At 43.6% G+C, this 20,987-nt stretch carries 10 protein-coding genes; 6 read left to right on the top strand and 4 right to left on the bottom strand.

What is annotated here, in order from left to right; all coding sequences use genetic code 11:
- Positions 1 to 107 precede the first annotated feature (107 nt).
- The 3 genes from QUA27_RS25115 to QUA27_RS25105 form a co-directional block, all read right to left on the bottom strand.
- Positions 108 to 689 (bottom strand): serine O-acetyltransferase, encoded by a 582-nt coding sequence (locus QUA27_RS25115; protein WP_333071495.1) that lies wholly within the window; start codon positions 687 to 689, stop codon positions 108 to 110.
- 195 nt (positions 690 to 884) lie between these two features.
- Positions 885 to 1,895, bottom strand: coding sequence for a glycosyltransferase family 2 protein (locus QUA27_RS25110; protein WP_333071494.1), 1,011 nt, complete (start codon positions 1,893 to 1,895; stop codon positions 885 to 887).
- Positions 1,896 to 2,037: 142 nt separating this feature from the next.
- On the bottom strand, positions 2,038 to 2,955 hold the full coding sequence (locus tag QUA27_RS25105; RefSeq protein ID WP_333071493.1) for a histone deacetylase family protein: 918 nt from the start codon (positions 2,953 to 2,955) through the stop codon (positions 2,038 to 2,040).
- A 77-nt stretch (positions 2,956 to 3,032) separates the two neighbouring features.
- On the opposite strand from QUA27_RS25105, the gene QUA27_RS25100 reads away from it, so the two are divergent.
- From QUA27_RS25100 to QUA27_RS25085, 4 genes are all read left to right on the top strand, one after another.
- Complete coding sequence (locus tag QUA27_RS25100; RefSeq protein ID WP_333071492.1) at positions 3,033 to 3,542, top strand: hypothetical protein; 510 nt, start codon at positions 3,033 to 3,035, stop codon at positions 3,540 to 3,542.
- Positions 3,543 to 4,294: 752 nt separating this feature from the next.
- Positions 4,295 to 9,013: a response regulator gene (locus tag QUA27_RS25095; protein ID WP_333071490.1), complete on the top strand. Its 4,719-nt coding sequence runs from the start codon at positions 4,295 to 4,297 to the stop codon at positions 9,011 to 9,013.
- Positions 8,979 to 11,006, top strand: a complete 2,028-nt coding sequence (locus QUA27_RS25090; protein ID WP_333071510.1) for an adenylate/guanylate cyclase domain-containing protein — start codon at positions 8,979 to 8,981, stop codon at positions 11,004 to 11,006. Before QUA27_RS25095 ends, QUA27_RS25090 begins: the two co-directional genes overlap by 35 nt.
- A 177-nt stretch (positions 11,007 to 11,183) precedes the next feature.
- Positions 11,184 to 12,074, top strand: a complete 891-nt coding sequence (locus QUA27_RS25085; RefSeq protein ID WP_333071489.1) for an alpha/beta fold hydrolase — start codon at positions 11,184 to 11,186, stop codon at positions 12,072 to 12,074.
- A 559-nt stretch (positions 12,075 to 12,633) separates the two neighbouring features.
- Here QUA27_RS25085 and QUA27_RS25080 read toward each other — a convergent pair.
- Complete coding sequence (locus QUA27_RS25080) at positions 12,634 to 13,515, bottom strand: Cof-type HAD-IIB family hydrolase (RefSeq protein ID WP_333071488.1); 882 nt, start codon at positions 13,513 to 13,515, stop codon at positions 12,634 to 12,636.
- A gap of 370 nt (positions 13,516 to 13,885) precedes the next feature.
- Between QUA27_RS25080 and QUA27_RS25075 the strand changes: the two genes are divergently transcribed.
- Entirely contained in the window at positions 13,886 to 19,414 is a 5,529-nt protein-coding gene (locus QUA27_RS25075; RefSeq protein WP_333071487.1) for a trifunctional serine/threonine-protein kinase/ATP-binding protein/sensor histidine kinase, read from the top strand.
- A 48-nt stretch (positions 19,415 to 19,462) separates the two neighbouring features.
- Positions 19,463 to 20,875, top strand: coding sequence for an adenylate/guanylate cyclase domain-containing protein (locus QUA27_RS25070; protein WP_333071486.1), 1,413 nt, complete (start codon positions 19,463 to 19,465; stop codon positions 20,873 to 20,875).
- The last annotated feature ends 112 nt before the right edge of the window (positions 20,876 to 20,987 follow it).

Genomic DNA, 20,987 nt, shown 5'->3' with positions numbered 1-20,987 from the left:
ATTGTCCCTGTTTGGGCAGTTTACCTGAAGAAGAATCTCTAACTTGACTAGGGAGATTTATTTAATGTCCGCAGAGTTATAGCAGAAGCCATAAGGAAGAAAATGATTTAAGCGTTGTTTTCCGCAGGCCGGGATTTGATAATTTTGGCAGGGATACCAACAGCAGTTTGACCGGCTGGAATATCTGATAAAACTACAGCATTGGCACCAATATTTACGTCGTCTCCTAGGTTGACCTTGCCGAGGATTTTTGCACCAGCGCCGACGTTAACCCGATCGCCCAATTGAGGGGATTCTAGCGGCTTGTCCAAATAGCGGTTTCCCAACGTTACACCTTGGCGGATAATGCAGTCGTCGCCGATCGTACAATATCCGTGAATAATAATAGCGTTTTGATGTTCAATCACCACGCGCCGCCCGAGTTTCACAGTGTAAGGCAAGTCTATCCCGTAACTATTGCGGACTTTTCGGTAGAGAGATCGATAAATAATGCTCAAAGGCGCTCGCAGTAATTTCGGTTCTATTTGCATTCTCCAGACGCCAAAACGCTGCACTGCTACGGCGCGAAATCCCGGTTTTGTCCAATCTCGACCATGAGCAATCCAGTCTTCTTTAATTTGCTGCCATAGTCCCAGGGCGGGGTCTTCTACTTGATTTTCACTGGTGATTAAGTTTTGCTCAGTGACCATAAGCTCTAATTCACACTATTTTTTGTTTACTCTATTGGTAGATGCCGACGATATTAATGGGTCTATCAGGTTTTTGAGGAAGGAGCAATCCGGTTTTATCGATCGAGAATACTAATTTATCGGCTGCATCATAAGATATTTTGCTTGCCTAGGTTAACCTGGTTTAGTTGGCTTTGACCGATTTACCAACTCCCTTTAAAAGTTTTTGGATTTTTCAATCTTACCCCCCTTAAAAAATACACTATTTAATACAAAATCCCTCAGTAATTGTGGTGGATCGCCATCGGGTTTGCCTTGAAGTACGCGGCGCACCCTCCAGGCTGCAAAACCCGAAGCCCAGGATACATCAGTTAATGCTGTGTAAACCAAGCCGTAGTTTTTGATAAAGTACCTACGCCGGGAATCAAACCAATAGGTAGGCAGCCTCTTGGCGGGCTTTTTGGTATCAGTGACGCCTGAGCTTTGGCCGACTAAGTGCACAACGCGACTTTCGGGTACGTACCAGCAAGTCCAGCCAGCTTTGTTCGCTTGCAGACAAAAGTCCATTTCTTCGCAGTACATGAAATAAGCTTCATCCATCAAGCCAATCTTTTCAAATACTTCGCGACGGACGATCATGCTGGCTCCAGCTACCCAATCAGTTTGACAGGTTTCTTGGGAAATGGGAGGCGCTGCGGCCCAGTTGGCTAATAACTTGGATATAAAGCCTGTGCGCCAACCAAAATCGAGTTCGGTCAAGATGTTGTGAAACCGAAAAGCTGACTCCTGGGGCGTGCCGTCGGGGTCTTCCAAGCGGCTGCCGGCGATGCCGGCTTCGGGATGAGTGTCCATGAAATCGACGAGGGCTTTCAAGGCACCGGGGCGGACTATGGTGTCTGGGTTGAGCAGCAGGAAGTAAGGGGGGGGATTGGTGGATTGGAGGGCGGGACGGATCAGGGCGTTGTTGCCGAAGGCAAATCCGCCGTTACGGTCTAGGGGAACGAAGGATGCCCATTCGCTCCAGCCTTCTGAGGCGATCGCACTACTAATTTCTTCGACGGAGCGATCGCCTGAAGCATTGTCGCCAACTGCGACTCGCATACCGGGCAGCGATTGAACTTCGCTAACTAGAGAGCGCAAGCAGTCAATTGTCAAACTCGAGGTTCGGTAGTTAACAATGACAACCAGCAGTGGATAGGGGTGATTGGACTCGCTGGCCTTCGACATAAGTACCGTTGTTTGTTTAACAACTTTTTAGCTCAAGTTGTACCCATCTGGCAAGCTGGAGCGATCGCTAATAGTATTTTTATTTGTTTGGGTGAGGGAGACTGTTTTTTCGACCCTATTTCGGAAATCTGGCCACTCTCGATCAAAGTCGATACTGCCTGTAGGCTTGACTGGCGGCTCGGTGCAGCAGTGAATGCCGGTAAACTAACCCCTTAGCGTCATCGGAATAGCCCCCGCCAATCACGCAGGCAACGGGATAGCCACCAGCCAAACACGCCATCAAAACTTGCATTTCCCGGCGAAATAAGCCCGTATCAGTTAAAGCTAATTTTCCCAGTTTGTCACCGTGATGAGGGTCTACTCCAGCATCATACAAAACTAAATCAGGCTTGACACTTGACAGCAAATCTGGTAAAAATTTATCCAATGTTTGTAAATATTCGTCGTCCTCCATACCGACAGGCAAAGGTACATCTAAATCGCCCTTTTGTTTAGTGCCGGGAAAATTGACTTCGCAGTGCATCGAGAAAGTAAAAACGCTACTGTCATCTTGGAATATTACCGCGGTTCCGTCTCCTTGGTGGACATCTAAATCGACAATTAAAACTTTGCGAACTAAACCATTTTTTTGTAAGACGCGAGAGGCGATCGCCAAATCATTAAAAATACAAAAACCCGACCCAAAAGCAGGGAAGGCGTGATGAGTTCCGCCTGCAGTATTGCAAGCCAAACCGTAGTCTAAAGCGAGCTTGGCAGTTAGTAAAGTTCCTGCAACCGCAGTGCAAGTGCGATTAACAAGGGCGCGACTCCAAGGCAGGCCAATTCGCCGAGTCGCTTTGTTATCAAGCGTCCCGTTGCAGTAAGCTTGAACATAGGAGTGGTCGTGGACTAATTCAATCCATTCTTGAGGGGGAAGTTCGGGAGCGTGAAATTGCGATTTATCTGCTACCCCGTCCGCGAGCAGCATCTGGTAAAGCATCCCAAACTTTGCCATTGGGAAGCGGTGATCCGGTGGCAGAGGTACAACGTAATCTTCGTGGTAAATAATTGGTAAGTCCATTAAAATTATTGTATAACGAATGAATCTCCAATTGAAAGCCTGCAATCTCAAATTTAAATTCGCTGGAGAACCTGTATATGCAACAACTAAAAACAGTCTGGCAGTCCGGCAGCAGCCACCCCGAAAATGCTGACAATCTCGATAATATCAGTCAGTGGTGGGGAAACCTCAACGGCAAAGAAATTAGCTGGGTAGAGCGACTGATTCCGCAAATCGGCGGTCTGAGCGAAATTCACTGGCACCCCCAGCGTTTTGACGAAACATTTGTGATAGTCAATCCCGAAATTCGTGAAGATACTCTCTATTGGTACATACCCGATTCTCCTGTCCAACGTAACAACACTGTTAATAAACTAGAATTAGACAATCTGCAACAGCAATTATACATCTATCCTCAGTTGGAATCGGAACTGGTGATTCGCGTAGGCATTCCCGAAGTGAAATATCAAACACTTGAATTAAATAATCCCGAAATCGCCTTGGGCGAAGATAATATGCTGCTGCTGTGGGAATCTGACCAAGAACTAGAAATTAAAATTTACTTTAGCCAGCAAAATTTTGCTAAACTTAAGGAATTGCTGGCATAGAAAAGACCTAGAAAATAGTTTTTTTCCTAGGCTTTGGAGGCGGGTGAATGGATCTATAGCAATCCTTGCAGGAGTCGTAAATTTTTACCCTACCCCCAACCCTCTCCGAACCCGATCGGGAGTAAGAAATTAACAAATGATTGAGGATTGCTATATACTCTTAGTTACCTATAAATATCTTAAGGCTGATGGGCGGGTGCGTCAAAACCGAGGTTTTTCACCGCTAGACTTTGTTGCAGCGACAAGAGTAAAAAAAACGGTTTCTTCGCCTCGCGGTATGCCCAGGTGTGTATCTCTGCTAAAACCCTTTGAATGTGTTAACAGAATATCCATAAACTTGCGTTATTCTCCTGGGAATTTTAATGCTAAGGTCAAGTAAAAAACTGTTTTGGATGTATCAACCGGGTTGTACGAAAATATTTTGTCCCAGCCCTTGAACAAAATTAAAAAACCCGGTTGCTTTGATTTGGAGTGCCTAAGCGAGGATTGTTGTTCTGCCAAGTTAATTAGGACATCAAATAATCGGATTTGTTTGGGAAATAAGATATGGTTAAATAGGGTTAAGTTGAGGAGAAACCTTAAGACAAGCACCCAATAAGTTTAAAGAATATAATGTGCGTTAGTTGATGAGTTAATATCTAAAATTTATCCTCTATTTGCGGAGTTTTAAAAGGTTTAAAAAATAATTATGATGGAAGAAATCGCTAAATTTATTAAATCCTCAATCTGCTGCTTGCACTAAAAAATTCACAATGATCCGACAAAAGATGATATTTGACAAAGAAAATATTCACATTTTAATTATTGACGATCAGCCCCACAACCTGCGTTTTATATCAAACGTATTGACGAAAGAAGGGTATAAAGTTCAGCGGGCGATTTCGGGAGAAATGGCGGTCAATGCTAATTTTACTGTTCTCCCAGACTTAATTTTGCTAGATATTGCTATGCCCAAAATGAACGGATATGAAGTCTGTGCTCGACTGAAATCCAACGAGAGGACGAGGGAAATCCCGGTTATTTTTTTGAGTATTTTTGATGAAACTTTTCACAAAGTTAAAGCTTTTGAAGTCGGCGGTGTTGACTACATTACTAAGCCTTTTCAAGTGGAAGAAGTTTTAGTGCGGATCGAAAGTCAATTAACTATACAACAGCTATCAAAACAATTAAAACAGCAGAATGCCCAACTGCAACAAGAGGTAGAATTTCGCAAGCTGACAGAACAATCACTCCGGGACAGCAAAGCACGGTTGCAGAAATTGGCCGTCAATATACCGGGAGTTCTTTATCAATTTATAAGGCAGCCCGATGGAAGTTTCAAGTTTGAATATATTAGTTATGCTTGTCGGGAGATTTACGAATTAGAGAGTGAGGAAATATTAAGAAATCCCGACTTGTGCTTCTATCAAAATCATCCAGATGACCAAGAATATCTGGTAAAAAAAATTGCTACTAGCGCCCAAACTTTAGAACCTTTTGCCTTTGAATGGCGGATTATTACACCGTCGGGTAAACTCAAATGGCTGCAATCTAATTCTCGGCCAGAAATGTGCGATAATGGCGATATTGTTTGGTATGGCGTACTTTTTGATATCAGCGAGCGCAAGCACGCAGAAATAGAAATGGCAGGAGCTAAAGCTGCTTTAGAACGGCAAGTTCAGCGAGAATTGCTAATTGCAAAAATAACTCAAGAAATTCGGTCAAGCTTGCAGCCAGAACAAATATTTCAAATAGCTGCAACTCAAATCGGTCTGGCATTCTGCGCCAATCGGTGTTTGATTCATACTTACGTTACTACCCCCCAAGTCAATATTCCTCTGGCGGCCGAGTATCTCGAACCCGGGTACGAATCTCTTTGGAACATACCCGTTCCAATTTGGGGCAATCCTCACGTCATACAAATGATGATACAAGATCAGGCGATCGCCTCCAACAATGTTTATTCAGACCCTCTGTTGGAAGCTGCTCAACCTATTTGCCAGAAGGTTGGGTTAAAATCGATGCTGGCAATTCGCACTTCCTACCAAGGCAGGGCAAACGGCGCTATCGGCTTGCACCAGTGCGATCGTTACCGGGAATGGACTTCCGAGGAAATCGACTTATTAGAAGCTGTGGCGGCTCAAGTAGGGCTCGCTATCGCTCAAGCTAAACTGATCGAACGAGAAAAAAACCGAATTCAGCAGCTCGATCGGCAAAATAAAGTGCTGCAAGCAGAAATTCGCACCCGTGTCCGCGCTGAGCAAGCTTTGCAAGAATCTGAAGCAGAATTACGGGCGATTTTTGCCGCCATGACTGACACAGTTTTAGTGAGAAATGCCGAAGGGCGCTGCATCAAAATTGCCCCGACAGCATCAACAAATTTGGTGAAACCTCCCAGCGAAATGATTAACAAAACCGCTCATGAAGTCTTGCCGAAACCTATAGCAGATTTAGTATTAAATGCCATCCAACAAGCTCTAACAACGAAGCAAACCATCAATGTTGAATATAGCTTTAGACTCGGAGAGCGTGAAGTTTGCCTCGACGCTAAAGTTTCTCCGCTGACTCCAGATTCAGTGATTATCGTGGCGCGAGATATTAGCGTTCGCAAACAAACAGAATCCGCACTCAGAGAGAGCCAGCACTTCATTCAAGCGATCGCCGATTCCAATCCCAACCTATTGTATGTTTACGATGTAATTGAACAGCGGAATGTCTACAGCAACCGACAAATTTCTACGATGCTCGGATATACCGCCCAAGAAATACAAGATATGGGTACAGCAATGATGCCAATGCTGCTCAACCCCGATGATTTGCCAGAGTTTTTGGAAAGCGTCAAAAAAGTGGATCAAGCCCAAGACGGTGAGGTCATTGAATGTCAATACCGAATGAAACACAAAAACGGTGAATGGCGGTGGATGCACAGTTGGGATACAGTATTTCTCAGAACAGCCGATGGTAAACCCAAACAAATTCTCGGCACTGCTAATGACATCACAGACCGCAAATTAGCCGAAGAGAAACTGCTAGCATCGCAGCAAAGAATCTCGTTTTTATTGCAGCAAACGCCGATCGCAGTTATCGAGTTAAACCTCAATTTAGAAATTATCACTTGGAATCCCGCAGCCGTGGCTATTTTTGGGTACAGTGAGCAAGAAGCGATTGGTCGAGTCGCCTCCGATTTGATCGTACCTGAAAGCTACCACCCGCAATTATCTGAGATTTTCAATCATGACTTGAATGCCAAATCCAGCGGCACTACCGAAAATCTGACCAAAGACGGCAGAATTATCATCTGCGAGTGGTACAATACTCAGCTAATTGACGATAACGGTACAGCGATCGGCATTGCTTTAATGGCTGTAGATATTACCGAACGCAAGCAGGCAGAAACCGAACTGCAAGAAAGTGCTTTACGACAAAGAGCGATCGCCCGCATCATTGAAAGAATGCGGCAAACTTTAGATATCCGAGAAATTTTTCACGCCACAACCCGAGAATTACGCCAAACCATGAAGTGCGATCGAGTCGCTATTTACCGTTTCAATCCAGACTGGAGTGGCGAATTTGTAGCCGAATCGCTTGACCGCAAGTGGGTTTCTTTCATCCAAGCACAGGATGCCGATTCTAACCTTACTGAAGGCGCTTTAGATAGCGAAATTTGCGTTGTCAAAAGATTAGATAGCACCTCACAAGAAGTACGGGATACCTATTTGCAAGAAACCCAAGGCGGAGCCTACAGCCAAGGTAAAACTTACCTGTGTGTCCCAGATATTTACAAGCAAGGTTTCGATAATTGTTACATTCAATTGCTAGAAAAATTTCAAGCTAAATCCTACATTATTGTAGCAATTTTTTCCGGCAAAAAGCTCTGGGGATTACTAGCATCCTATCAAAATTCTGGTCCCCGGCAGTGGACTGAAGCAGAAATCAACGTGGCAGTTGATGTAGGTACTCAGCTAGGAGTAGCATTACAGCAAGCGGAATTGCTCGCCCGCACTCAAAGGCAGTCCATCGAACTGATTAAATCCAAAGAAAACGCCGAAGTTGCCAACCGCGCCAAAAGCCAATTTCTAGCTTCCATGAGCCACGAACTCCGCACACCCCTCAACGCTATTCTCGGTTTTTCCCAAGTCATGGCGCGCAATAGTTCTATCACAGAAGAACAAAAAGAATACATAGAAATTATTAACCGCAGTGGCGAACATTTGCTAGAACTCATCAATGATGTTTTGTCAATGTCCAAAATAGAAGCAGGTCAAATTACTATCAATCCCAGCCGCTTCAATCTCTACAACCTTCTCAACAGTCTCAAAGAAATGCTGCAACTAAAAGCCAACTCAAAAGGCTTGCACCTAATCTTTGAAAATGGCGATGATTTACCGCAGTATATTCAAACAGACGAAGCTAAATTGCGGCAAGTTTTAATTAACCTGGTCGGCAATGCGATAAAATTTACTCAGCAGGGAACCGTTACTTTGCGGGTCAGCAGCCACAAAACTGAAAAAGACGCCGCCGAACAAAAGAAATCCCAATTGTGCTTTGAAATTGCCGACACGGGACCCGGCATTTCTCCCTCAGAAATTTCTACATTATTTAAGCCATTTGTACAAACCGAAACTGGTCGAAAATCTATGCAGGGAACTGGTCTGGGGTTGCCGATCAGCCAACAGTTTGTCCAAATTATGGGAGGTGATATTGCTGTTGAAAGTAAACTAGACCAAGGCACAATTTTCAGTTTTAATATTTGGGTCAACCTAGCAACAGAAAGTGATGAACAAGAAAAACCGCAGATTAAACAAGTTATTTCTTTAGAAGCCGGACAAGACACTTATCGGATATTAATAGTTGAAGATGTAGGGGAAAATCGCCAACTGCTGCTTAAGCTGCTGGTCCCCCTGGGATTTGAAGTTCTGGAAGCAACTAACGGTCAAGAAGCAATTGCTTTGCATTCCACTTGGAAGCCGCATTTGATATTAATGGATATGCTGATGCCCGTGATGGATGGGTATGAAGCGACAAGACAGATTAAGAAAACTATAGAAGGTAAAGAAACAATAATTATTGCTTTGACTGCCAGTGCTTTTGACGAGCAGCGACAAATAATTTTGTCTGCCGGTTGTAACGATTTGATATGTAAACCGTTTCGGGAAGAGGTACTCTTTGAAAAGATAGCGCATCACCTCAACCTGCGTTATATTTATGAGAAAGAAAATTTATCTACTTCTTTTTCAACACCGACGCTGCTTAAAAGTTTGACCACCGAGGATTTTAGTGTAATGCCCACAGACTGGGTGGTCGAGTTGCACCGAGCAGCACTTTGTGTAGACGACAACCGCATCCTCGAACTGATCAAGGAAATTCCCGAAACTGAGGCAAATCTCGCTAACGCTTTAACAGATTTAGTCGATAATTTTCGGATAGATATCATTATCGATTTAACTCAATTATATGATGATGAACGACCATCCATTACCCGCGACTCCTAAAGACATTCTGATCGTTGACGATATGCCGGATAATTTGCGACTTTTATCCACTATGCTGACATCTTATGGGTATCATGTCAGGAAGGCTATTAACGGACACTTGGCTCTGCAAGGGGCACAAATATCTCCTCCCGATCTAATTTTACTAGATATTAATATGCCGCAAATGAACGGATATGAAGTTTGTGAGCAGTTAAAGTTAAGCGAAAAAACTAAAGATATTCCGGTAATTTTTATTAGTGCGCTAGATGACGTCCTGGAAAAAGTTAAAGCTTTTCAAGTAGGAGGAGTGGATTATATTACTAAACCGTTTCAAGTAGAAGAAGTCTTAGCCCGCGTCCAAAACCAACTTTCCCTTCGTTCGCTGCAATCCAAACTGCAACTGCAAGCTAGGGAACTGCACGATCGCAATTCTAGATTGCAGGAAGAAATTGCAGAACGGCAGCGGGCTGAAGAATCAATCCGGTTTTTGCTGGAAACTACGCGGGCGATCGGCGAAGCTGTAGACTTTCACTCAGCTTTAGAAGTAATTCTGCACCAAGTTGGCGAAACAATCGGATGGGATGTAGGAGAAGCTTGGATTCCCGATGCAGAAGCAACTGTGCTGCAATCTGCCCGCGGCTGGTATGCGAGCAACCCCAGCATGGAATCGTTCCGCACCCAAAGCCAACAACTGACATTTGCCCGGAATATAGGGCTGCCGGGACGAGTTTGGGAATCCAAGCAAGCGGAATGGGTAGAAGATATTTCCAGGGGCTACCCGCATTTTTTCCGAAGTCAGATAGCACTAGAACTCGGATTCAAAGCGGGTTTTGGCGTGCCGATTTTGGTAGGCGATGAAGTATTGGCAGTGCTAGTTTTCTTTAAAAGTTCGTCGGGTGGGAAAGACGCACGATTTATAGACGTGTTTAATGCGGTCGGCACTCAATTAGGTTCTTTGATTCAGCGCAAACAAGCAGAAGAATTGCTGCGTATTGCCCAAGAAAAATATCACAGCATTGTAGAAAATGCGATGGAAGGCATTTTTCAAAGCACGCCTTCAGGAGGCTATCTCAGCGCTAATCCAGCTTTGGCAAAATTGTACGGTTACGACTCGCCAGAAGAACTGATGTCCGAGATTAAAAATATTGCTCAGCAACTGTACGTTGACCCGGAACGCCGCCTCGAATTTGTGGCTGCTATGGATAATGAAAATGCCGTTTCGGGATTTGAATCTATGGTATGTCGCAAAGACGGGCGCCGGATTTGGGTGTCAGAAAATGTTCGGGCTGTTCGAGGTTCAAAAGGTGAGCTGCTCTACTATGAGGGTACTGTTTCTGACATTACAGAGCGCAAATTAGCGCAAGAAGCGCTAAAAGTTCAACAAGAACAAAGCGAGAAGTTGCTGTTAAATATTTTACCCAAACCAATCGCAGAACGATTGAAGGCGGAGCAAAGTACAATTGCCGACAGTTTTGCCCAAGTAAGTGTTTTATTTGCTGATATTGTTGGCTTTACTGAGTTGTCTGCTAGAATGTCTCCCACCGAGTTGGTAAAGCGCTTAAACGTAATTTTTTCCCACTTCGACCAGTTAGCTGAAAAGTACGGTGTGGAGAAAATTAAGACTATTGGCGATGCTTACATGGTAGTCGGGGGGTTGCCTACGCCGAGACAGGATCACGCCGAGGCGATCGCCCAAATGGCTTTGGGAATGCAGGCAAAAATAGCAAAGTTGTGCGCCGAGACAGGGGAAAAACTGGCAATTCGCGTCGGCATCAATTCCGGGCCGGTGGTTGCGGGAGTAATTGGTGTGAGCAAGTTTACCTATGATTTGTGGGGAGATACGGTGAATGTAGCCGCGAGGATGGAAGCTACAGGTTTTGCAGGCAGAATTCAAGTTACTGATGTTACTTATGAGCTTTTGAAAGATAAGTATTTGTTTGAGAGGCGAGGCGTAATTCCGGTAAAAGGTAAGGGGAATATGATGACTTATTGGTTGCTACAAAAAAAGTAAAAATTGGGAAGCAAGAAGGAGGAAGGAGGAAGAAAGAAGGAAGTATGTTTATTTAACCTGATATCTTCCATCCTTCTCAAGAGTTGAATGTTCGTGTGGAGCGTTGCTCCGAGGCCGCCCTTAGAGGGATTGTGCTGGTATGATCAAAGAAGTTAACGAAAATTTACATTAAGAGCCGTGACAGCACAACAGCTAGTATCTGCAACGAGTTTTGAAAAGCTAATTTGGACTTGGAAAGGTCACAAAATCCAATATACCGTCCAAGGAACTGGCCGCCCTCTGATCTTGATTCACGGATTTGGCGCTTCGATCGGACATTGGCGGCAAAATATCCCCCCACTAGCGGCCGGCGGCTATCGTGTATTTGCGCTGGACTTGCTGGGATTCGGTGCTTCCGCCAAACCAGCCCTCGATTACACTCTGGAATTGTGGGAAGAATTGCTGAGAGATTTCTGGGCGGATCTGGTACAGGAACCGGCGGTATTTGTCGGGAATTCGATCGGCGCTTTGCTGAGTTTGATGGTAGTCGCCAACCATCCAGAAATATCAGCCGGCGCAGTCTTAATCAACTGTGCTGGCGGGCTCAACCACCGGCCAGACGAACTGAATTTCCCGCTGCGATTAGTAATGGGGACTTTTACTAAATTAGTTCGATCGCCCCTGATCGGCCCCTTTATGTTCAACAACATCCGCCAAAAACACCGCATCCGCAACACCCTGCGCCAAGTCTACGGGAACCGCGAAGCCATCACTGACGAACTCGTAGAACTCCTGCACGCCCCCTCCTGCGAGCCCGGAGCTCAACAAGTGTTTGCCTCGATTCTCACAGCCCCTCCAGGTCCTCAACCCTCAGAACTGCTGCCCAAAGTCGATCGTCCGTTATTGGTACTTTGGGGCGCAGACGACCCCTGGACGCCGATCGCCGGCAGCCAGATTTATCAAGAATTGGCAGCCAACGATAAACCAGTGAAATTTGTTTCCATTCCCAACACAGGCCACTGTCCCCACGACGAGCGGCCGAGTGAAGTCAACGCTCTGATTTTGGACTGGCTGCTGGAATTGAAGTAAAATTTTTCTGATCGAGGCAACCCTTGGGCGATCGACCAAAACCCCTGCCTGACAAAGGTTCAGCCTCGATCCACCGCACCGACACCCCGGCAGCAGCCGACTCAAAAAACAATTTTTGGAAAAAGTATTGACACAATTTACTGAGTCAGCTATATTGATGGACGTGTGAGGAGCGAACCAGTAAGAGCACCGAGACGAAACACGGCCAGTCGTCGGTGCTCTTTCTGTTGAAACCCATTTTTAAGAATTTGAAATTATCTATAAATTTACATCCAGAAGATCTGTAAGCCCGCCCCGTCTTCTTCATTTCTTCCTTTGCGTTCTCAGCGTCTTCGCGGTTCGTTAAATAAATATTCGGATGTTGCAAACAAAGTAATTGAGTCGACTTAATCTCGAAAAATCCGAAAGTGTAGATTTTTTTTATAATCAAAATTTGATTGCATAGAACTCAAAACTAGACAGTTATATAATAATAAAGTGTCGCTGGGTCGGGGCGAGTTGATATACATTTTTTCCAAATGTCGCTAAACCCGCCCCTGCGGTATTGGTGCTACAAATATCAACGATCGCCCAAAACAAATTGTTCGATCGCAGCCGCCACCCCATCTTCCTCCACATCCGGCGCCACCCAATCAGCAGCAGCCTTCACCCCATCAGGAGCATTGCCCATCGCCACGCCCACACCCGCGTAGGCAATCATTTCTACATCATTAAAATTGTCGCCGATCGCCATCACGTTCGCCGCCTGCAAACCCAAAAGTTCCTCCGCTAAATACTGCACCGCATCTCCCTTATTTGCCAAAGGATGCGTAGCTTCAAAAAAAGTAGCAACGGATCGAGTCAAATAAAGCTCCGCAGGCGTGTAGCGCAGCCGCATACTGCTGAGCAACCCGTCGAGTACCCCCGGATTCTCGCACAAAGCCAAAACTTTCGTCGGTTCCCCCGGAATATCTCGCCGCAAATCTTTAATCACAATTGGTTCAATGCCCGAGCGTTCCGCATAAATTCGGGTAGCTGCGGTAATTTCCGGCACGTAAAGTTGATCGTCAATGTAGAAATGGATCGAAAGGAGGGGTCGCAACTGCGGTTCTTCAAAATGATCTAACAGTTGCAGAGCAGTTTGTTTCGACAGCGGCAAGTGCCGCAGCCGTTTTTGAGTAGCGTGATCTTGAATCCATGCGCCCTGGTAGCAAATCAGCGGCAATGTTGAGCCGATGTCGCGGTGAAAACGCAAAGCTGAGCGGTACATCCTGCCCGTAGCGACGGCCACTTTCACTCCCCGCGACTCGGCAGCCAAAATTGCCTGTTTGACTGGTTCTCGGATGGTATTTGACAAACCTGCGATCGTGCCGTCTATATCCACTACCAGCAATTGAATGTCTGCGGTGCCAAAAGCGCGATCGGTCGCATGAGCTGGATTTGAGGCAGTTATATTCTGCATGATTTTTTTAGATTTTAGCTGTTGATTTGCACGCACCCGTTTATTTTGGCACTGGCGGGATAGCAAAGTGCGACTTCTGATTTTTTGAAGACTAAAATATAGATAAGTAAATAAGCGACAAAAAAAGTATCTAGGAGGGTCCTTTAGGGATGGATTTAGCTCAGCTATATAGTAGCAAGTTTACTGCCGTAAAAACCACACTCGATCGGCGATGTGTATTTCCACTTACTTAATAATACTTGTGGTCAAAAAGAATGCAACTCTCAGCCCGCGCTCCAAACCTTTCTATCATCAATCATTCCCAATCTAAAATCTAAAATCTAAAATCTAAAATTGTATAACCGACTCTTTGAAATTACCCCCAACTATCATGATTTCTATTCCGGGATACCGCATTGACGGAGAACTTTATACAAACCCTCACACAGTTATTTATCGAGGGATGCAGCTTGAGGAACAAAAACCCGTTATCCTCAAAACTTTCACCCCGACATACCCTACCCCAGCGCAAATATCCCAACTCCTGCACGAATCAGAAATTCTTAAAAATTTGAGTTTGCCCGGAATAGTCAAGCTTTATAAAATAGAAACATACAATCACTTTCCTGTTTTAGTTTTAGAAGATTTTGGTGGTATTTCCCTAAAAGACTTTCTCAGCAACAACCAGCTAGAGTTACAACAATTTCTGCATATTGGCATCAAACTAGCAGAAACTCTTGGACAACTCCACGAACACCACATCATCCATAAGGATATTAAACCCAGCAATATTATTGTCAATATCGAGACAGGAGATGTCAAGATTGCTGATTTTGCGATCGCCTCCCTGCTACCGGGCGAAAACCCCGCCCCCAGCCATCCCCATTTACTCGAAGGCACTCTCGCCTATATGTCTCCTGAACAAACGGGACGCATGAATCGGGCGATCGACTACCGCACCGATTTTTATTCTTTAGGCGTCACCTTTTATGAAATGCTGTGTGGCGAATTGCCTTTTCAGGCGATCGATCCCATGGAATTAGTACACTGCCATATTGCCAAAACGCCAGTTTCTCCTTATGAAAACAGAAAGCAAAAAGTAGAAAGCAGAAGCATCGAAGGCAGAATCAATCAAGTAGGAACCAAGGAGATTCCTCAAGTCGTTTCCGATATCGTCATAAAACTCTTAGCAAAAACAGCCGAAGACAGGTATCAAAGTGCTTTCGGACTTTTGTACGACTTGGAAAATTGTCTCGATCAACTGCAAACTACAGGCGAAATTTCCCACATAACCCTCGGCGAGCAAGATCGGTCAAGGCACCTGCAAATTTCCCAAAAATTTTACGGGCGAGAAGTAGAAGTTAATATGCTTCTCAGTATCTTCCAGCGGATGAGGCGGGGCAATACAGAAATCGTGCTGATTTCTGGTGGTGCAGGTGTGGGAAAATCTTCGTTAGTATATGAAGTTTACAAGCCGATTCGGCGGGAAAACGGGTATTTTATTGACAGCAAATTTGAGCAATTTAAGCGCGATATTCCCTACGCTTTTTTGCTCCAAGCTTTTCAGGATTTGTTGCGGCAAATATTCACAGAAAATGCCGCAGAAATCCATGTTTGGAAAGAAAAAATTTTAAAAGCACTCGGCGGTAACTGCCAAGTCATTATTGAAGCTATTCCCGAATTAGAACTGATTGTCGGTCCGCAGCCCCCCGTGCCAGATTTAGGAGCCAATGAATCTCAAAATCGCTTTAATTTAGTATTTCAAAACTTCATCCGCGTCTTTGCTCAAAAACAACACCCCCTAATAATTTTCCTGGACGACTTGCAGTGGGTCGATTCAGCATCTCTCAAGTTAATAGAACTACTAGCAACTGACCTGGGAACTCAATATTTATTAATAATTGGAGCTTATAGAGAGCAAGAAGTAGATGCAAATCATCCTTTAATGCTGACCGCCTCAGCAATTAAAAAAGCAGGCGGCACTGTAAGGGCGATCGCCCTTTTGCCTTTAGATATAAGCAGCGTCAACCAATTCGTTGCCGATACTTTGAACTGCGCCCCCGAAAACTCGCTAAGTTTAGCTGAGTTGCTTTTTCAAAAAACTGGTGGAAATCCCTTCTTTTTAACTCAACTAATAAAATTTATTCACTCAAAAAATTTGATTAAATTTAAACTTTCTCCCTCGAATAATGTGAGCGATATAGCTGAACCTAACCTGTCGGGCTTAGCGCAACCAATCTCAGAGCAAATTATGAAAAAATGCCCTATCACAGGCCAGTGGCAGTGGGATATCGAACAAATACAAGAAATGGGAATAACTGACAATGTTGTAGAATTAATGATAGATAACATTCATAAACTTTCAGATAATACCCAGGCACTGCTTAAATTAGCCGCTTGTATCGGAAATAAATTTGATTTAAAAACTCTCTCGACAATCGCCGAAAAACCTCTGGAGTCCGCAGCAACAGACCTCGGTGAGGCACTTCAGTCCGGTCTGATTTTGCTCGTGAATAACGCCTACAAAATTCCGATCGCACTAGCAGCAAGTACAGAAGTAACAGACACAATATCTAGAGATTTTAGCGATAAATTTTCCCTATCCGTGGCTGATGTTCCTAGCGCAACTTACAAATTTTTGCATGAGCGAGTGCAGCAGGCCGCTTATGCTTTAATATCCGATTCTAAAAAACAAGAAATTCATCTAAAGATAGGCAAGTTTTTACTCACAAATGCACCACCAGAGCAATTAGAAGAGCATATTTTTGATACCGTAAACCAACTAAATTTGGCCAAAAAAATTATCACCAGCCAATTAGAACAATTTCAATTATGCCAATTAAATTTAATGGCAGGCCGCAAAGCAAAAGCAAGTGCAGCTTACGAACTTGCCCTGAAATATTTAACCGCAGGAATTGAACTGCTGCCCCCCGAAAGTTGGCAAACTGACTACGACTTGACTCTTGCACTCTACGAGTCAGCAGCAGAAGCTGCTTACCTCAATACCGACTTTGAGCCAATGGAAAAATGGGCTGAAATTGTTCTGCAACACGCAAAAAATGAACTAGACAAAATCAAAGTGTTTGAAATCAGAATCATAGCTTGTGCGATGCAAACCAAACTTCAAGAATCAGTAAAAATTGGTCGCGAAGCACTAAAAATGTTAGGAATAAACTTTCCCGAATCGCCGATTCCCCTCCACATTCAGCAAGCAATGGCTAAAACAGCAGCTTATTTGACCGACAAACAAATAGAAGATTTAATTAACTTGCCGATTATGACCAATCCGCACAAATTAGCAACTATGCGCGTGCTTTCCAGTATGTTTTCATCTACATTTATAGTTGAACCTGTGCTGCTGCCGCTGATTGTGTGCGAGCAAGTTAATTTATCTATTAATTACGGAAACTCTAGTTTTTCTGCCTTCGGTTATGCTAATTACGGAGCAATTTTAAAAGGAATAGTTAGAGACGTTGAATCTGGCGATCGCTTCGGTCAATTAGCTTTAAATTTGAGCGAGAGATTAAATGCCTTAGAATTCAAAAGCAAAACGCTTAATTTAGTAGCATTTATTTTGATGAACGGCAAGCATCACGTTAAAGACTCTTTGCCGCTATTAGAGGACGCCTATCAAAGCGCCCTAGAAAATGGAGATTTAGAATGTGTCGGATATGCGGCAGTAAATATTTGTCAATCTTTGTATTTCATCGGTCAAGAATTGCCAAAACTGGAACGGAGAATGGTAAGTTACAACCATTTGCTGTTTCAACTCAAGCAAGAAACTGTATTGACTTGGAATCAAATATATCGGCAAACTATTTTGCAATTGATGGGAAACTTGGAAAGTTCACACCTTGTATTAGGTGAAGCATACAGCGAAGAAAAATTGTTGTTGCTGCTGTTGAAAGCTAACGATCGGGTGGGACTACAGCACTTTTATTTGCAAAAATTAATACGAGCGTATTTATTTGGAGATACCGCTACAGCGCTAGAAAATGCAGCGCAAGCGGAAGTATATTTAGACGGAGTTGCAGGCTTTATCAATGTTTCTGAATACCAGTTTTACGATTCTCTAGCCCGGCTAGCAGCCTATCCATCTGCCACAATTGAGGAACAAGAAGAGCATATTTTTTACGCAGTCAGCAACCGGAAAAAACTGCAACAAAAAGCAATTTATGCGCCCATGAATCTTCAGCACAAATGCGACTTACTTACGGCAGAAAAAGCGCGGATTTTGGGCAATGTGGTGAGAGCAATGGAATATTACGATCGCGCAATTGAAGGAGCCCAAGAAAACGGATACATACAAGTCCAAGCACTAGCAGCAGAATTAGCAGGAGCCTTTTATCTATCCATAGGACGAGAAAAAATTTCAAAAACTTACTTAACAGAAGCGCGTTATTGCTATCAGCGCTGGGGAGCAACAGCCAAAGCAGCGCATTTAGAATCAAAATACTCGCACTTGCTAACTTCAGGCTCGATTTCAACTAATAGTGAAACTCACAAATCTACCAGCAGCGCTTCCACTACGAACGACAGTGCAAGCGTGCTAGACTTGACCACAGCAGTTAAAGCATCGCAAACCTTAGCAGGCGAAATAGTTCTAGACAAACTGCTGGCAAAAATGATGAAAATTGTTATTGAAAATGCGGGGGCGCAAACAGGCTTTTTAATACTAGAAAAAGAGGGTCAATGGGTGATTGAAGCATCAGGCTCTGTAGATGGCGATCGCGTTGCTGTCATGCAATCAATTCCCATAGATTTTGTGGCCGAGGATCGAGAAGTAACTTTGCTGGCAGTTGCAGTTGTGAATTACGTCGCCCGCACCCAGGAAAGTATAGTTTTAAACGATGCCAGCAGCGAAGGACAATTTACTCGCACACCCTATATAATGGCAGTTCAACCTAAATCAATTCTTTGCACTCCGTTACTTAATCAAAGCCAACTCACTGGCATTCTATATTTAGAAAACAATCTGACTACAGGCGCTTTTACACAAGACAGGTTAGAAATATTAAAACTGCTGTCTTCTCAAATTTCTATCTCCATCAAAAATGCTCAACTTTACGCCAACTTGCACCAATTCAATCAGAATCTAGAAAATTTAGTACAGCAGCGTACCTCCGAGCTCTCCCAAACTTTAGAAGACTTAAAATCAGCTCAAAATAAACTGGTAGAATCGGAAAAAATGGCTGCCCTCGGAGGGTTGGTTGCAGGTGTTGCCCACGAAATCAATACTCCCATCGGCATCGGCATCACCGCCGCCTCCCTGCTTGCTGAAAAAGCCACAAAGTTTTTTGAGGTTTACAGTAACGGTCAAATAAAACGTTCCGAGTTAGAAAAGTTTCTGGATACCGCCGTGCAAAGCAGTAATATGATCTTATCTAACCTCACGCGGGCAGCCGACTTGATTCACAGTTTTAAAGAAGTAGCTGTAGATCAGTCTAGCGAGTTAAAACGCACGTTTAATGTTAAAAAGTATCTAGAGGAAATTTTGACATCCTTAACAGCCAAACTAAAAAGAACTAAGCACAAAATAAATATTAAGTGTGATGAAAATATTGTAGTGGACAGTTACCCCGGCGTAGTGTGTCAAATTGTGACAAATCTGGTGTTGAATTCCCTTATTCACGCCTACGATGGAGAAGACGAAGGAGTTCTGGCTTTTGATTTCAAACTAGAGGGCGATCGGCTAATATTTGAATATGCCGATAACGGCAAAGGAATTGACCCAGAAAATCTCAGTAAAATTTTTGAACCATTTTTTACCACCAAAAGAGGTCAGGGAGGCACGGGATTGGGACTGCACATTATTTATAACCTTGTTACTCAAAAACTAAAAGGCACAATTAACTGCACAAGTCAAGTAAATAAAGGCACAAAATTTATGATTGAATTTCCCGCTAAAATGAGCAATTAGTTATGAGACCGCCAACATGGATATAAGTTTTATATAGGAGAAAGATATATGTCAGAAGCTAGTAAAAACCTGTTGGCTCCAGGCGATGACGAATTAATCGCGGCGGGCGACGATGAATTAATATTTGCCGAGGAAGACGAGGCGGAACAAAAACCACTAGAAGAAAGTTGGAAAATATTAATTGTAGATGATGAAATAGAAATTCACAATATTACTAAACTAGCGTTAAACGATTTTAAATTTGAAGGAAAAAGTATAACCTTTATCAGCGCTTACTCAGGAAAAGAAGCTAAAGAAATAATCCAAAATAACTACGACATAGCCTTGATTTTACTCGATGTAGTTATGGAAACAGACGAAGCAGGCTTGGAAGTAGTTAAATACATCCGCGATATTTTAAATAATCAAGTAGTGCGGATTATTTTACGCACTGGACAGCCCGGGCAAGTACCAGAAGATGTAGTAATTGTCAGCTATGATATCAATGATTACAAAACCAAAACAGAACTTACTAACAAAAAATTATTTACCACAGTAGTCACCGCACTGAGAGCATTTAGATCACTCAATCAAATCGAGTCCAGTAAAAGCGAACTAGAAAAAATTGCCCTTGCATCAGCTCGTTTTGTACCCCGTGAATTTTTGAAATTTCTCAAAAGAGAAAGCATCGTTGATGCCAGACTGGGAGACTCTGTACAAGCAGAAATGACGATTATGTTTGCCGATATTCGCTCATTTACAAGTCTGTCCGAAAGTATGTCTCCCCGAGAAAACTTTGAATTTCTTAACTCTTACTTAAGCCGAGTGGGTCCAGTTATCCGCCAGTACAACGGTTTCATAGATAAATACATTGGTGACGGGATTATGGCTTTGTTTCCTAACAGGGCTGAAGATGCTGTGCAAGCAGCAATTGAGATGCAGCAGCAAGTGAAAATTTATAACAGGCACAGGCAAAATAGTGGCTATCAACCTATTTCTATAGGGATTGGTTTGCATACGGGGACTTTAATGTTAGGTACGATTGGCGAAGCGGAACGAATGGAAAGTACGGTGATTTCTGATGCCGTTAATTTAGCTTCCCGCGTGGAAGGATTGACAAAGCTTTATGGGGTGGCTATTGTAGCTAGCGTCCAAACCCTTTGCCGGATAGACGATCCTCAACATTACAAGTGCCGATTTCTCGATCGCGTTCAAGTCAAAGGAAAACAAACTCCTGTTGCTGTATTTGAAATTTACGATGGCGACTCGCCGACAATGATCGAACTAAAAGCACAAACTCAAACTTATTTTGAACAGGGAATTTTTTTTCACTACCAGCAGCAATTCGCGCAAGCAAGGCAAATGTTTCTGCGCGTTTTACAAATCAATAAGTATGATAAGGCAGCATCTTTTTATGCAGAACGCTGCGATATGTTGATGAAAAATGCAGTCATAATGACTCTGGAAGGGATTGAAATTTAGCCAATAGTTAATGGTTAATTGATAATTGTAATTAGCAATACTCCGGACAGTTTTTAAGCAGCCAGAGTACCATAAGACAAGACTGAAGGAAGATTTGGATGATTTAAAATCA

It is taken from the genome of Microcoleus harperi Pol14_C6 (assembly GCF_036701295.1).
Classification (GTDB): Bacteria; Cyanobacteriota; Cyanobacteriia; order Cyanobacteriales; family Microcoleaceae; genus Microcoleus.
Note: the sequence above shows the minus strand (reverse complement) of the source record. Positions and strands in the feature narration are given on the sequence as shown.